The 15,611-nt window shown below is 47.5% G+C and carries 12 protein-coding genes and 1 tRNA gene; 4 read left to right on the forward strand and 9 right to left on the reverse strand.

What is annotated here, in order from left to right; all coding sequences use genetic code 11:
- Window positions 1–5: 5 nt before the first annotated feature.
- Both IEX98_RS22450 and IEX98_RS22455 read right to left on the reverse strand, forming a co-directional pair.
- Window positions 6–1,904 carry an ATP-binding protein gene (locus IEX98_RS22450; protein WP_188891640.1) on the reverse strand — a complete coding sequence of 633 codons (1,899 nt, stop codon included), beginning with the start codon at window positions 1,902–1,904 and terminating at the stop codon, window positions 6–8.
- Between the two features lie 190 nt (window positions 1,905–2,094).
- Entirely contained in the window at window positions 2,095–2,832 is a 738-nt protein-coding gene (locus tag IEX98_RS22455; protein ID WP_188891642.1) for a metallophosphoesterase, read from the reverse strand.
- A gap of 151 nt (window positions 2,833–2,983) precedes the next feature.
- Here IEX98_RS22455 and IEX98_RS22460 point away from each other — a divergent pair, with 151 nt between their 5' ends.
- Window positions 2,984–3,460, forward strand: a complete 477-nt coding sequence (locus IEX98_RS22460; RefSeq protein ID WP_188891644.1) for a DL-endopeptidase inhibitor IseA family protein — start codon at window positions 2,984–2,986, stop codon at window positions 3,458–3,460.
- 75 nt (window positions 3,461–3,535) lie between these two features.
- Window positions 3,536–3,751: a hypothetical protein gene (locus tag IEX98_RS22465; RefSeq protein WP_188891646.1), complete on the forward strand. Its 216-nt coding sequence runs from the start codon at window positions 3,536–3,538 to the stop codon at window positions 3,749–3,751.
- A 21-nt stretch (window positions 3,752–3,772) separates the two neighbouring features.
- On the opposite strand, the gene IEX98_RS22470 is transcribed toward IEX98_RS22465, so the two are convergent.
- Window positions 3,773–4,036: a YqkE family protein gene (locus IEX98_RS22470; protein WP_188891648.1), complete on the reverse strand. Its 264-nt coding sequence runs from the start codon at window positions 4,034–4,036 to the stop codon at window positions 3,773–3,775.
- 65 nt (window positions 4,037–4,101) lie between these two features.
- Complete coding sequence (locus tag IEX98_RS22475; RefSeq protein ID WP_188891650.1) at window positions 4,102–7,359, reverse strand: S-layer homology domain-containing protein; 3,258 nt, start codon at window positions 7,357–7,359, stop codon at window positions 4,102–4,104.
- Between the two features lie 177 nt (window positions 7,360–7,536).
- Here IEX98_RS22475 and IEX98_RS22480 point away from each other — a divergent pair, with 177 nt between their 5' ends.
- Complete coding sequence (locus tag IEX98_RS22480) at window positions 7,537–10,182, forward strand: LuxR C-terminal-related transcriptional regulator (RefSeq protein ID WP_188891652.1); 2,646 nt, start codon at window positions 7,537–7,539, stop codon at window positions 10,180–10,182.
- 67 nt (window positions 10,183–10,249) lie between these two features.
- On the opposite strand, the gene IEX98_RS22485 is transcribed toward IEX98_RS22480, so the two are convergent.
- From IEX98_RS22485 to IEX98_RS22495, 3 genes are all read right to left on the reverse strand, one after another.
- Window positions 10,250–10,645 (reverse strand): hypothetical protein, encoded by a 396-nt coding sequence (locus IEX98_RS22485; protein WP_188891654.1) that lies wholly within the window; start codon window positions 10,643–10,645, stop codon window positions 10,250–10,252.
- A gap of 27 nt (window positions 10,646–10,672) precedes the next feature.
- On the reverse strand, window positions 10,673–12,301 hold the full coding sequence (locus tag IEX98_RS22490) for a glycosyl hydrolase (protein WP_188891657.1): 1,629 nt from the start codon (window positions 12,299–12,301) through the stop codon (window positions 10,673–10,675).
- A 154-nt stretch (window positions 12,302–12,455) separates the two neighbouring features.
- Complete coding sequence (locus IEX98_RS22495; RefSeq protein WP_188891659.1) at window positions 12,456–13,691, reverse strand: aminopeptidase; 1,236 nt, start codon at window positions 13,689–13,691, stop codon at window positions 12,456–12,458.
- A 177-nt stretch (window positions 13,692–13,868) separates the two neighbouring features.
- On the opposite strand from IEX98_RS22495, the gene IEX98_RS22500 reads away from it, so the two are divergent.
- Window positions 13,869–14,360: an SEC-C metal-binding domain-containing protein gene (locus tag IEX98_RS22500; protein WP_188891661.1), complete on the forward strand. Its 492-nt coding sequence runs from the start codon at window positions 13,869–13,871 to the stop codon at window positions 14,358–14,360.
- A 72-nt stretch (window positions 14,361–14,432) separates the two neighbouring features.
- Here the strand turns inward: IEX98_RS22500 and IEX98_RS22505 are convergent, their stop codons facing one another.
- Window positions 14,433–15,419 carry a Gfo/Idh/MocA family protein gene (locus IEX98_RS22505; RefSeq protein WP_188891663.1) on the reverse strand — a complete coding sequence of 329 codons (987 nt, stop codon included), beginning with the start codon at window positions 15,417–15,419 and terminating at the stop codon, window positions 14,433–14,435.
- Between the two features lie 117 nt (window positions 15,420–15,536).
- A tRNA-Pro gene (locus tag IEX98_RS22510) sits at window positions 15,537–15,611 on the reverse strand.

The following is a 15,611-nucleotide window of genomic DNA, read 5'->3' on the forward strand; positions in this document are numbered from 1 at the left end:
CGGCGCTATTCTTTTAAAATAGGAAATTGGATATTAACTTCCGTTCCTTTCCCCTTCACGCTGCTGTAGTGAATTTTCCCCTGCATGCTCTCAATAATTCGGAACGAAACCATCAGACCGAGACCAGTACCTTTTGTCTTTTTAGAGAAATACGGCTCTCCCAGCTTCTCAAGCTCATTCGCTGACATCCCCTCGCCGTTATCGCGGATCTGTATACGAACCATATCCTCTTCAATTTGAGCAAATACATCGATTTTCCCTTCGCCATTCAAAGCTTCAACGCTATTCTTAATTATATTAATAATACATTGTTTGAATTTCGAAGAATTGCCTCGTACAAGCATCTTTCGACCAGCTTTTAAAGTAATTTCTCCACCCTGCAGATTAGCGAGCGGAATAAGGATTCCTACAATTTTGTCCAATTCCTCACCAATATCAAGAGCTCCATTATTATCGCTCTGCGGCTTGGCAAAGGTCAGAAAATCAGTAATGATGGCCGAAGCCCTGTCTAATTCGTTAATAGAGAGATCTAAATAACTCTTTTCTTTTTCTTGTGAAGATCTCTCAAATAGCAATTGCAGAAAGCCTCTAGTGACTTGTAACGGATTACGGACCTCATGTGCAACCGAAGCAGCCAATTGACTGATAATCTCCATTTTCTCTGAACGCTGCAGTTCGTTATTGTACATTTCAAGCTTTTTCGAATAAGCGACAACCTGTTCATAATTATGCGCTATTCGTTTACCAAGAATGACAATTAGGGATATGACGAAGCATACAACTCCCCATTTCCATAAATACAGTTCATAATGGGTTTCCTTAATATAGAACCAAAGTATTTCCATACTTACGGTCAAAAGGAATATACCTAATCCCACACATAGAATATAGGCTTCTTTGTTTTTTTTCAGACAATAATAGACTAATGCCCAGACGAGGACAACACCGCTTGCAATCATAACAATTCCAAACAGAAATACGGAGAATAAAAAATAAATACTATTAAACCGATCGTGGGTAAGCAGGTTGAAAGTCATAAATGCTAGGCAAAAGACCGCGTAGGATACGGTAATTCGGAAAGCGATTTTAATTAATGAGTAAGGTCCGACCCCAAAAATTTGCCTTACGAAAAGAATCATTGAAGGTAAAGTAACCGTCTGAGCAATGTCAAATAATTTATAATACAATTTTCCGTAATTGCCGTAAAAGCTGTATAAAAAGGGTGAATACGTAACAATCATTGTACCTACTGAAAGAATGGTAACGCTAAGCGCATTCCATCCGACAAAGAAATTTCGGCTGACAAAGCCAGCACATAAAAACATAATAATTGAAACAAAAATAAAGGATGAACCAAGAATGACATCAACCATTTCCCGCTGCATGAAATTCTTTAATAGCACTTGATAATCATCAAAAATTAGGACATCGGGGATACCGATTCGGCCATTTTTACTTTCAAGCTTTATGTAAATTGTATGATTAGAGTGCGATGGATCAAGCGGTAACAATATTTTATTCACATCATAACGGTAATTTCTTACCGAGTGGTAGATATCACGATCATCTAAATAAACATGCACGCTTTCTGCATAGGCCTTTTTAATTAACAATCCTGGGTTCTCCATCAAGGTGTCAGGTATTTCCATTTTAACCCAGGCTGCATTTACTCCGCTAGGTTTAATAGGGTCAGAATCTCCTTGATAAATAGGAAACCAGCTATCTTCTATCGCAGCTTTGGATGTTATTGTATTAGCGCCATTTGTCTCCCATCTCATCTGCCATTCTTTAATCGTAATGGCGGAGCCCTTCTCAGCGGCATATGACGGGGGAACGAAAAGGCCAAGCTGAAAAAGTATAAATAGCAGCAAGACAACCGCTATTCGTTTCACGAACGCATTCATTTAAGACACCCCAAAGCTCGACAAGTAATTTTTAGTTCTTAATACTCATGATTTCGACAATCTTCGATGGTCTTCCTTCTAGCAATTACCTTTTTTTAATATTTAATCGATTTTTATCGTAAAAAGCCGATTTCGCTGTAAAAAAGGCGCACATGGCATTGGCTATGCACGCCTTTTTCTGTTTAAAAAGCTATATTCTTCCACGTATAGACGGCACCTGAAGAGTTCTTATCAGATCCGGTCCCATAATCTCCAGCGCGTTCAATTGCAAACCAACCGAACAGCCTCCGTCGATGCCGATTTTCCCTTTGCCAAACCATACATCCGGTTTCCCATGTAAGTCGATTGTCTTCGTATGTCCAAATACGACTACTTTAGATAAGAATGGGTCTGCACGGTGGAAAGGTTCTTTCATGTACAAAAAATCACGCTTCGGCTGCTGCTTCCAATTTAGCGCATACCGCGGGTTCAATCCAGCATGCACGTAAATATACCAGTCATCCTCGTAATAATAGGGCAGCTGCTCTAGAAATTCAATATGATGGGCGTAGCTGCCGTTAATAGTATCCCTAAATTCCGGGAGCAGCTTTTCTGGGGAAGTGCCTTTGACAGCTGCCTTTCCTACATAACTTGCAAACGTATCGAAACCGCCATGTTTGAAAAACTTCCCTTCTGCCTCACCGTTGCCACTCCGGGCCACATGAACAAACCTCTCGTCATGGTTACCTTTTATAGCGATAGCACCATGATCGCGGACCAGACCTAACGTCTGCTCGACAACTAGTCTGCTGTCAGGCCCTTTATCGACAAAGTCGCCCAGCAACAGCAGAAGGTCGTCAGCCGGATCGTAAGCCGCCAGTTCCAGCAACCGGTTAAACGCGTCGTAGCATCCGTGGATATCGCTTATGACTAGCGTTCTTTTGGTCATGTCCCCCACTTCCTTCCTGTACTAATAGGTTCCACGACAAGGGTTTTATTTCCTCTATCCCTTTCGTAACTTCATAAGCGATGAATGCCCCTCACCATTCTACCAATTCCACATATGATGCTATAGAAACAAGAGAAAGGAGAATGAAAATATGGCCGTAAATGACGAAACGCCTCTCCCGCGCCTTCGCACGCTTATCAACAGGGCCGAGCAATCCTGGTTCGTTGTGTACAACTCCGCCTCTGACCGCAAAGTCATCCTTATCAACGGAAACGAATACGCCCAATTGCCGCTGCGCTTTAGTACCCGCTCCAAAGTGCTGGCATACTTCAAGCGATATTGGAGCAGCCAAGCGAGCAATACTTTATTTTGCAATCTGAAAACCATTGTGTATAAAGGCAGACTTTACGTTATCGTTGGAGATCCCGGTCCGGTTCCGGATGAAGTCGTATCTTTGCTCGTTAAAAGTGAGACAAGCCGCTATCTTTTCGTCCGGACGTCCTTATCTGGTGACCCGGATAGAAACTATATTGTTTATTACCGCATTCACAAACAGACAGACGGTAAATTAATGATTACTAAGCGCATTTCCGATTATTTGGATTACAGATATCTGCCGTGCCATTAGTTGCTGCCGCTTCCTTCCGCACCTGATTCATTCTATAATAGAAAGGAAAGCAGAATGAAAGGGGCTAAGATCGAAATGGCGACAAGCAAAGCGAAAAAGCTGCGGCAAAAACAAGAACGGCAAGGCATGCTCAATCCAGAAAGCTTGCGGGGAAGCTGGCATCACGTTAATCCGGCATCACGTACAACACCTGGTCTGCAAGACAAGCAAAACCGTATATACAACAAACACAAAAGGAATCACGCTTCATACGGCGACGATTCCTTTTGTGTTTGTTGGCGCTTATTGTAGTTAATCGCTTCAAGGCGCTGTTTATTTGTACTTGCTATTGTCGACTTTATAATGGTCCAGCAAATAGCTCATATCATTCTCATTTCGCTTTTGCTCCTGCTTGCGGGCTTCCTCTGCTTTCGCCAAAGCATCCTGCTTCTGCTTCTCCTCCGAGGCTTTAAGCTCATCCGCTTGCAGCTTCAGCTTCTGGAGGATGTCTGCGCTAAGCATATCCTTCAACGTAGGCGCCTTATCCTCGCGTGAAGATGTGTTAGGCTGTGGCGCAGCTTTTCTTTTTTTGGACAATGTTATCACCCCAACTTCAATCATTGCCCATTATTATAACATACGGATGCTATCGGCTTCTCTACTTATTGCTCCAATAATTCCAGCTTGCGCAGCAATTCGTAAATGACGATTGCGCCTTGAGCACGATTCGCGATTGCGAGCGGCTCAAATTGCTCTTTCTCGTTGCCGCGAACAATGCCAAGAGATTTTGCGAACGCTGCCGCCTCAGCTGCCCATGGCGCAATAGCGCCGCCATCTGCAAACTCCGCCTTCACCCGTTCCGCCTCTTCCTTGCTCCAACCTGGTATTTTTCCATTGAAAGCTAATGCATGGTAAATCATAGTCACCATTTCTTGCCGGCTCAGCGGCTGCTCCGGATTGAATTTACCGTCCGCACTCCCCTGTACAAGTCCCAATCGATATGCTTCTGTAACGGTACCTGCATACCATGAGTTACTGTTAACGTCTGGGAATACGCTGCTTTGTTCTGACCCGCTTCCCGCTTGCGTATCGATACCAATCGCCCTGAGGATCATCGCTGTAAATTGAGCACGGGTTAATGGATCAAGCGGTTTAAATTGGCCTGCGCCATCGCCTTGCACAATAAACCGGTCTGCTAATACCGTTATCGCCTGCTCCGCATATGCCGCAGCTTTTAAATCGCGAAACTCGGCACGATGCTTCAGAATAGTTGCATAGCCGCCATTTTTCAATTTCAACGTCGCCCATCCGTCTGCACTTCTCATTGATACCGGATAAAATCTGCCGCCGTCCATGCTGAACATAGCACCTAATAGACTTCCAGTGCTACCAGAGGAGTCACCTTCGCGAATTTTCAGCTCTACATAACCTTTCGTTAGAGAAAGGCTGCGCTTGCCGCCGTCCTTAGTTGCTGCTTGAAGCTCGTATCTAATTAATGAAGCACCTGAGAAGCTTGCCCCTGCGGCAGCTGCTGTCTGCTTCGCTATGCTTTCTGTTTTCTCGTCGGCCACTTGAAGTGTAAGAAGTAGTCTCTCCTCACGTTTGACTGCCGTTTGGAGATCGGCCAGATGGATCGTTATTGTTCCAAATGCCGTTTCGATCTCCAATGTCGCTGCGGGGTTAGCCACAGCCCATTCCATGAGCGCGCCCGGTAAACTGAGTTCAACTCCATTTATTTTCGCATTCACACTGAGTTTTACCAGATCCGGCTTCGGCGTTACGGTTAGTAAATCCTCTACCGCTTTTTCTGTTACCAATATGCTTGTATGACCATTGCTTTCACTAATGCCTGCACCTTTCAGCAGCGCTGCTCCTGTAGTGTTGCCGCTCACTGCATGACCGCTGTTGACCGGGGAACTGCCGCCTGCAGGGCCACCATTGTTTCCTCCGGGCTCACCACCATTGCCTCCACCGGGCTCACCACCATTGCCTCCTCCGGGTTCACCGCCGTTACCTCCACCGGGCTCACCGCCGTTGCCTCCTCCAGGTTCACCACCGTTGCCTCCTCCAGGTTCACCACCGTTGCCTCCTCCAGGTTCACCGCCATTGCCTCCCCCAGGCTCGCCACCGTTGCCTCCATCCGTATATTTAAATTTCTGTATACGCTGGTTCTCACTGTCGTTCACGAAGACATCCCCTGCAGCATTAACTGCAATCGAAGTTGGCCAATTGAGCTGGCCTTTGCCCGATCCTTGACTGCCCCAAGCTGCGAGCAATCCACCGGAAGCATCAAACTTCTGAATCCGGCTAGTCGCCGAGTCTGTCACGTAGACATGGCCAAGGCTGTCCAACGCAATGCCACCAATATGGTTAAAAGCATCTCCCTCTGGATTTCCCCAATTTGCATCGAGCAAAGTGCCTTCTTTACGATCCAATACCGCGATATTCTGTCCATATCCATAAGAGACATATACTTTGTCGTGATCGCTGTCAATCGCAATTGCCTCTGGCCGGAAATCAAAACCTTGTTGCAGTTGCTCTATAGCTTCCTCACTAATAAAAGGCTGCACTTCCCCTTCCGGGTTCAGCTTCACAACGGTTTGTGCGCCAGAACTGGCGACATAAATGTCCCCGTCGGCATCAATCGCCACTCCCCGCGGGTCACTCAGACCATATGCAAGCAGCTCAGCTCTGCCGGCAGAAGCGCTGAATTTATAAAGCTCGCTGTAACTTGTAATGTACAGATCACCGCTTTTATCCACGGCAAGCGCAGTTGGCTGGAAGGTTCCAGCACCGCCATAACCGCCTTGCTCCGCCAGGTAGTTCAGATTGTCATCGAAAAGCTGTACCCGCTCATTGCCAGTATCGGCTACATAGACGTTACCGCTCGTATCGATTGCAATGCCCGACGGATACTGAAATGAACCGGCTCCTGTACCTTTCGTCCCCCAGCTTGCTGCATGACTGTAATCAGCATGGAATTGCTGAACACGATCGTTGAATCTGTCTGCTACATAAATAATGCCTTCTGCATCGACTGCAATTTCCTGGAGACCATCGAATTGCCCCGGGCCTGCGCCATACTCGCCAAATTGAGCGAGCACGGACCAATTGGAATCGAATACGATCACTTGATTTCGATCATAATCCGTTGCGTACAGTTGACCCGATCGGCCAACATCTATGCCATAAATATCGCCATAGTTTCCTTCCTCGTCCACCATCTCGTCTACATATTGGCCATTCTGGTCCAATACGACGATCCGGCTCCATTGATCGCTCTCCACATCCTGATAATCCGATATATAAACTTTGCCTTCAGCGTCGACCGATACATCCTTGGGATGGAAGAAAGACTCCACGATCAATTCCCCGGGCTCAAAAGAATCCCAATACGACCAATCTCCCGTAGCCGTATCCAGTAAGTGGATTACACTGCTATCATAATCGGCAGCATACAAAATGCCAGATTCCGAATCTATCGCAATACCGTCTCCGCCAATGCCTCTGCCGCTGGCGTCCCACGATGCAACCGGTTCCGCTTGCGAGATATCCAGCTTCAGAACCTCATCGTCGTTAACTGCATAGACAAAACCTGCAGCATCAACCGCGACAGACTGAGGATTGAAATGCTGATCGCCCTGCCAGACGGCTAGACGGCTTCCGTCCCGGTCATATTGTTCAATCCGATTGCCATCATTTGCAATCACATACACATTGCCTTGAGCATCCGTCTCGACATCCTGCAACTGGTCAAACGGATAGATCCGCTCTGGTATCGCCGCCTCAAAGACATATTCGCTGACCGACCCAGCCGCTACAGCTATAAATATGCCCCCGGTGCCAAAAGCGCTTCCTATCGTTAGACAAGCGGCCAGCATCCATAAACCAAGCTTTCTCCTCTGTTGTAAAACTATCATTTCTTATCACACCCCTACGGAAAGAATAGATCAATCGACTACTATTCTATCAAGGCATGTAGGTTAAAAACGATTGACGAAAGTTAACTGATCATCGATTTTACGTCGAAATATGACGTATAATGAGAAATAAACCTCAATTTTCCCGACTGCGATCGGAAGTCCGGAGGGACCGAGATGCTCGATTCTGCTATTCTTGTCAAAACAAAAACAGCTCTTCCCCTGCATAAACAAGGCTGGATTAACCGCGGGCGGCTGCTTGAGCAATTGGAGCGGGGTTCGAACGGCAAGCTCATAGCTGTTTGCGCTCCTGCAGGCTTCGGAAAAACGACGCTTGTTACACAATGGCTCAATCAGTCAAACCATCCCGCTGTCTGGCTCTCCATTGATGAGATGGATAACGATGAGATGCGTTTCTGGCGGTACGTAAACCAAGCCGCATCCGCCATACTTCCATTGGACGGAATGAATCAGTTAGACCAGCTTGCGAGCTCATTGCCAGGCGTCTCAATCCGAACGTACATCGACGCTCTCATTAATGAGCTGTATGTACTGGAAAGTCCGCTATCCATCGTATTTGATGACTTTCATCTGCTGACGAACGCGAGTGTTTACGAGCATCTCGCCTATTTAATCGAATATTTGCCGCAGCAGGTCCATCTTATTGTGACATCTCGGGATGTACTGCCTTTCTCTACAGCCAAATGGCTCGCCAAAGGCCAATATACCGAAATCAACGCCTCACAGCTTAGCTTTACGCTGGACGAAACAGTATCCTACTATGCAGCGTACAGCAACAACAATACAGTCATCCCCCCTCTAGCAGAACGGCATATCCGAAAGCTTCATAACCGAACAGAAGGCTGGGTTACAGGTCTGCAGCTCATCTCCCTGTCTCTACAGACGGTAGACAGCTTCGATCGGTTTATCGATGCTTTTACAGGATACAACCGCAATATTGCCAGCTATTTATTTCATGAAGTTGTGTCTCAGCTGCCTGATCGAACACGCCGCTTTCTCGAATATACGACTTTACTGCCGCGAATGAACGCCTCGTTATGCGAAGCGTTAACCGGTGATACGGATAGTCAGGAAATGCTGGAACAATTGCGATTTAAAAACTTGTTTATCCTTCCGCTGGACGATACGGGGGAATGGTTTCGCTACCATCACTTGTTTTCCGAATATGTGCAAAATGACTTTAAGCGCGGAAGCAGCAAAGAGCAATGGCTGAATACCCATTGCAATGCCAGCCAATGGTTCGCAAATGAGGGAATGCTTGACGAGGCGATCGATTACGCCTTCGCCGGAGAAGATTACAATAACGCTGAGAGATTGATCCAGCGCCATATGACAAAGGTATTGAGACAAGGGGAGTTTGCAACGCTGCTGCGTTGGTTCGAGCGCTTCCCGTCCTCTTTCGCCCTAGCACCAGACATGCAGCTTTTATATACGTTTTGTCTGGTCGTTACGGGACAAATCGACAAGGCAGAAGGCATGCTCTCTGAAGTAGAGCAGCTTGTAAGCCGCTTGCCAAAGGGGGAAGAAAAAAGCCGGCTGCATAGCGACATTTTATTCGTCACCTCCAATCTGCTCTTCAGCGGCGGCAGCTATGAGCGCTGGTTTGCCTTTTCACAACTGTTGATTGGCGATTCGCTGCCGCGCAACCCGCTCTACTACAACTTCAACTATAATCTTTCTGAACCGCTGGTACGGCGGACCCTATTTGGGTTAAAAGGAACTCTCTCTCCCGAAACGGAGCAGATCGGACTTATGTTCAGAAATGTGCTTGAGGGGCAAGGCTGGGAAGAATCCTTAATTAATTTGTATCTGGTGCAGTCTTTAATCGAGGGTTATTACGAGTGGAATCGACTGGAGGATTCTCGAGTGCTTCTCCCCATTGTCGATCGTGCCGCACAACAGAACCGCATTCCCGGATTATTCGTGCCTAATCGTCTAGCTCAATCGATGATTTATTCCGCACAAGGCCAGCATCAACTCGCACGAGATACGTTGGATGAAGCGATCGAACAATTGGAGAAGCCGTCTTCGGATGCTGACAGCTACAATACCAGCAGTCCCCACTGGCTCCGTCAATTGCAAGCAGGCAGGACACGCATCTTTATGCTGGAGGGCAGAATCACTTCTGCACGGGTGGAAGTGGCCAAGCTCGGACTTAAACTGCAGGAGCGGCCTACCTTTGACCGGTATTATGAATATATGACGCTCATTCGCCTGCTTAGCGCTCAACGCAAGCCATCGGAAGCTTTGCGGTTGCTGGAACTGCTGCTCCCGCAAGCATTCCGGGAGAACTCGTTAATCAGCATCGTTGAAATCTACATTTTGCAGGCTTGCATTCACTATCGGCTCGGCCATAAGGAGACAGCCAAAACCTGCATCCTTGAAGCGCTCGGGCTAGGATGCGCTAATGGTTATATAAGAAGCTTTCTTGATGAAGGGAAAACGATGGCCGCATTACTGCAGCGGCTGCTGGAGGAGAATGACGTGACGACAACGCTGGAGGATCCTATCGCCGATTACGTCTCTATGCTGCTTCGGTTATTGTTCTCGGAAGAGACAACTGCAGCGCCTTCCTCGCCGGGAACAGCCCTGACATTGACCGAACCGTTAAGTCCCGGCGAGCTGCAATTGCTGGAACTCATTCGTCAAGGGGAGACGAATAAACGAATTGCTCTGAAGTTAGGTCTCTCCGAAGGCACAGTTAAAGTGTACGTGTCGAGGATTTACGGCAAGCTGGGCGTTTCTTCCCGCACACAGGCACTGGCAGCCGCCCAAACGCTTCAATTACTGGAGCAAGCATAGCAGCCGTTGTAACAAAAAAAGGGTTGTCCAGGACCGGTCACGATACCGATCAGGACAACCCTTTCATCTATTTTTCTTCTTTTTCCTCTGGCTCGTATTGCATCAAGACGACTGGCTTATCGTTTTTAGCCTGCTCGACAATGACATTGTCATCCGACAAAAATTTAATTTCCTTTAAATTATGTTCAATTTCCTCCTGCAAGCCTTTGATCGTATTCATGAAAGGCTCCAGGTCATCGCTGGAAAGCGCTGCTGCCGAATCCAGCTGCTTTGCTTCAAAAACCTGCTTCCCGATTTCACGGTACTGCCTTTCGATTTCATTCAGCTTTGAATTGTTTTGCAGCTTCAGCTTATTAATTTCCATAACCGTCTTTGCCTTGTTGCCTGCCTCCACGACGCCTGCTTTCACCTTATCGCCAGCCTCGGCGACACTAGCCTTTACTTTATCGAAAAAACTGCTCATTTCATATGCCTCCCTATCGAGCAGCCGCTATCTGGTCGTTTTGAAGTTGACCAGCTTTCTGGAAGCGACTCTGCTCTTCGAATCAAATACAATAATTTCAAGCTTATGACTGCCTGTCTTCAACTTCTTAGGATCTATAGTAAAAGCATATGGATATTGCTGTTTGCTCATAACCTCAATCCCATCCACCTTGGCTACCACCTTGCTAATATAAGGATCATAGGTTTTCACCCAGACGATCCCGGTTGCCGTATTGCTGATTGTACCCTGATTTGCGAATTTCGTCACGCTTTTCTCATAGCCTTTCGCTTGCTGCTTAGGCTCCACGACTTTAGACAAATAGTAGGGATCCTTAATTAATCGGCTATACGCGGCTAACAGCGGAGCGCTTTCCGTCAGACTGAAATTGTTCAGGCTGCGATCCGCGCTATGCGAATCCGTCAATGTATTGAGGCTGAACCAGTTGATGGATTTCAACCGCGGATATTTCAGCTTGGCGCCATGGTAAAGCATATTCATTTTCGTAATGGCAAAATTGACCGTCGACGTGCTGCCCGCTTTGCTGAAATGCGTCGCACCGTACTCGCTGACCATAATCGGCTTGCGGCCTGCATACGTCTGATACACGAAATCGAGCGAGTCGAGCGGATTGACCTGATCGGCCGGCGTTTTCACATTGCCATTGAAATACTTCACACTGTAGATGCTCAAACCAACCCAATCGACATAATCATCACCGGGATAATACGCTGTAATTTTTTGTTTCGGATTGGCAGCAGGCGACCATACCATTGCGACATTTGGCGCCTCTTCCTTCATTACTTTAGATACGAGCCGGAATTTCTCGATATACAGCGACGGATTGCCATTCCATTTCACCCAGCTGCCGTTCATTTCCGACGCGAATCGTAGAAATACTGGAACACCCGCCTCCTCCGCATCTTTAGCGAATTTCCGCAGGTATGCGTCGTCCTTGACCTCACTCAGTCCTTTGTCCGGCTGCAGCGCCAATTGAATTGCGCCTCCAGCCTTCTTCACTTGCTCCGCCCAATGGTAAGGGAACGGACTGCCGTATTTATGATAATTGAAGTAGACCGCATGCTGCTTGCCCGTCTTGTCGTTAAAAGCCTTAAATTTCCCGTCCCGCAGCTTTTCCACACCGCTGTCTTTATCAATATAGGCCCCAATATACATGCCGCTCTGTGGCTCGAATTTGGCGAGCTTAACCGATGTTGCTGGCGGAGCTGCTTTGTTTTGTTCTAAAAAGAACTCAATTTCCGTGTTCAGCCCATCGGCTAATGCCATTACGGCATAATACGTATTCAGGTCACCGGACTTCTCGCCCAGCTTCTTATGAATTTTGGCTTCCCGATAATAGGTGTCGGCTGCTTTCTGAAACTGAGTGTCCAACTGATAGGCCTCAGCCAGCTTGCGCAAATAACCGGCTTGCTCGGATTGCGCGACAGCCAGCTCCAATTCCTTGATCGCAAGCTTCGTCTTGCCTTGCTTTAAATAGTTGACGCCGTTCGTATAATGCTTCCAATGATGAATAGAATCAGCATTGGCCTTGGGCGTGAGCGGCTGCAGCACCGCAAAGAGCAAGGCGATTATTAGCATTAGGCGCAAGCCCAATGAGCCGCGTTTTACTGCCATCATGTCGTTATCCTCCTGTGTCGTATTCGATTTGTACAAATTCATTCACTTATATTACCATGGCATGACCCAAGTAGTTTCGTTTTTATGCAAAAAAAACCAGGCAGCTCCATTATCGGTCTGCCCGGCTCTCCTTGCTTCATATCTAACAGAGAAATTAAATCGCCCAGTTTCCTTTACGGAAGACTGGCACAACCGTACCGTCCGCCTGAATGCCGTCGATATCCATTTCCTCGGAGCCAATCATGAAATCGACATGCGTGATGCTTGAATTTACGCCGTTTGCCTCAAGCTCTTCAGGAGACATCGTTTTGCCTCCGTCGATATTGAACGCATAGCCGCTGCCGATTGCCAGATGGTTGGATGCGTTCTCGTCAAACAGCGTATTGTAGAACAAAATATTTGACTGTGAAATTGGAGAATGATGAGGGACAAGCGCTACCTCACCCAAATAATGCGAGCCCTCGTCGGTATCGACCAGCTGCTGCAAAATCTCCTGTCCTTCCTCTGCCTCTACCTTCACGATCCTTCCTTGCTCGAAGGTAAGCTTGAAACCGTCGATAATGTTGCCTCCGTAGCTGAGCGGCTTCGTACTCGACACATAGCCATTAACGCCTGTTTTCACCGGAACGGTAAATACCTCTTCCGTAGGCATGTTGGCCATGAACGGAACGTTATTCGCGTTGATACTGCCTGCGGCAACCCACAGATGCTTATCGCCCAGCTCAATCGTCAGATCCGTTCCTGGAGCCGTATAATGCAGCTGTTTGAAATGACGGCTGTTGAGTGCTTCTCCTTTTGTATGCAGCGTTTCATTATGCTTCTCCCATGCCGCTACCGGATCTTCGGACCGCAGTCTTACCGCATCAAAGATCGCATTCCATAGCAGTTCCACTGCCTCTTCTCCAGAAGCTTCAGGAAATACCTTAGCAGCCCATTCTTTGCCCGCAGCGGCAACGACTGTCCAGCTCACCTTATCGGCTTGCATGGCACGGCGGAAATCCTTCAGTCCTTGTCCTGCTGCCTTCTGGAAGCTCGCTATCCGCTTGGAATCAATTCCTTTCAGCAGATCGGGGCTTGCCGATACGATAGAGATGAAGACCGCACCACGCTCTACGAATGAATTCCGTTTAGCCGTCTCCCACTCCGGATATTGCGTAAATACTTCATCTGATGCCTTCTCGTATTTCAAACGGGATAACGCATCGTCGGTCCATTCAATATGTACATTCCCTGCGCCTGCGTCATAAGCTTTAGCTGCGATCAGACGGACGAGATCGGCCATCTCCACCGCCCCTGTAATAAAGACTTCCTGCCCTTGCTGTACATTGGCACCGGTGCGTATGATCAGCTCCGCGTATTTTGGCAGGTGGGTTGTATAAGATTGTGTCATTTGTCATTTCTCCTTGAGGTTTATAGTTTTGAAATAAGCTTACGCTTGCAGGCTCTCCGTCATTCCTATTCTGTCCAATATCCGCCCGTTTCCCATATGCAGCTCATTTTGTGGTATGATAGACAAATGTGCTTTTATGCAAAAAGACCAACGTTAGAAGGAGCTACGAATTTTATTATGTCTAAACTAGGTAGAAACGAGCCATGTCACTGTGGCAGCGGAATCAAGTACAAAAAGTGCTGCATGGCAAAAGACGAGCAAACCGCTCGCGACAATCGTCAGCAAGCAGCAGCAGCAAATGGTACACGTTCCGTCCAACAGTCGGATTTGGCTGGCTTTATCAACTCGCAGCTGACCTGGAGCAATCCTCAATACGCAGAGCTGGCTCTGCAGTTATCCGAAAATATGCAAGCGGATTATACGCCTGATCAAACCGTCATGACAGTTATGGTCTGGCATACGTATTCGACCGCTACGTCCCCGAGCTTCCGGAAAATGGGCGTGTTCTGCGCAGCGCTTGAATTCATGGCCAGCGAAGTTCACGGCATGAACAAAAACCGCAACGAGCTCGCTGAGAAATATGAAGTATCGGCAGCAACCGTACAGAAGCGGTTCCAGGAAATCTCCGCATTTATGATGGAGCAAGCGGAACAAACGCAATCCGCTTAATGATAGTAAGGTTGCAGATAGGCAGACGGCTACTGCTGTCCGTAATGGACAGCGAAGCCGTCTGCTTTTTTACTATAATTGATCCGCTGCGAAAACAAGACCGATCTGTCTGCGCGCCTCATCCATAATCTCCATAACCGTCAGAGAGTTTGTAAAGGAATTCACTGGCGACTCCGTCTGACCAGCTTGTACGAGATCGGCAAACGACTGAATCTCATATACCATCGTATTGCTGGCCTGCGGTCTGCTTACATCCTCTTCACGCCCATCTCGATACTGCAAGCGTACGCTGGCAGGCTGGCTAATCCGTTCAATGATGATATTCCCGCCCTCGCCTTGAATCTCGGCAGGCAGGTTAGAGCTGGATATTTTGGAATGCTGAAGTACAGCCTCCATATCTCCGTAGCTCAGAATCAAGCTGCCTTTGCCGTCCACACCCGATTCAAGCATAACAGCGCTAGCCTGAACGCTATCCGGCTTGCCGAACAGAACAACGAGCGGATAGATGCAATACGTACCGATATCCATCAGCGAGCCGTTGGAAAGCTCCGGAAGGAATGCATTCATGACGACGCCTTCCTTATAAGCATCATAACGGGAAGAATATTGACAGAAGGACGCATAGTAGTGACGTACTTTGCCGATCTTATGCAGATTTTGCTGAATGGCTTCAAAGTTCGGTACCAGTGTTGACTTCATCGCTTCCATCAGCAGTACCTTATTCTCCTTAGCCGTCTCGATCATTTGGCGAAGCTCTTTCGTATTGGAAGCAATCGGCTTCTCGCACAGAACATGCTTGCCTGCTTTCATAAAAGTAATCGCATGCTCCGCATGAAGCGAATTTGGGCTTGCAATATAGATGGCGTCGATCAGATCGCTGCTTGCCATCTCTCCGATATCGGTGAACGTATTCGCAATGCCATGTTTATCTGCATAAGCTTGGGCCTTGTCCGCTGTCCGGGAGTAGATGGCCGTAATTTCAACTTGATTCGCTTGACTTGCCGCATCTACGAATGATTCTGTAATAAAATTGGAGCCGATTATGCCAAAACGCACCATATGCAAGTTCCTCGCATTCTGTATGTAGTCTCCACTTTATTTTAACACATTCCGACAATCAAAAAAGCCTGCCTCGCGTCATTTATACGCAAGTGCAGACTGTGATAATCGATTAAATGGTCGGGATGACACGATTTGAACATGCGACCCCCTGGTCCCAAACCAGGTGCTCTACCAAGCTGAGCTACATCC

Source organism: Paenibacillus radicis (ex Gao et al. 2016) (genome assembly GCF_014641555.1).
In the GTDB taxonomy this organism is placed as follows: Bacteria; Bacillota; Bacilli; order Paenibacillales; family Paenibacillaceae; genus Pristimantibacillus; species Pristimantibacillus radicis.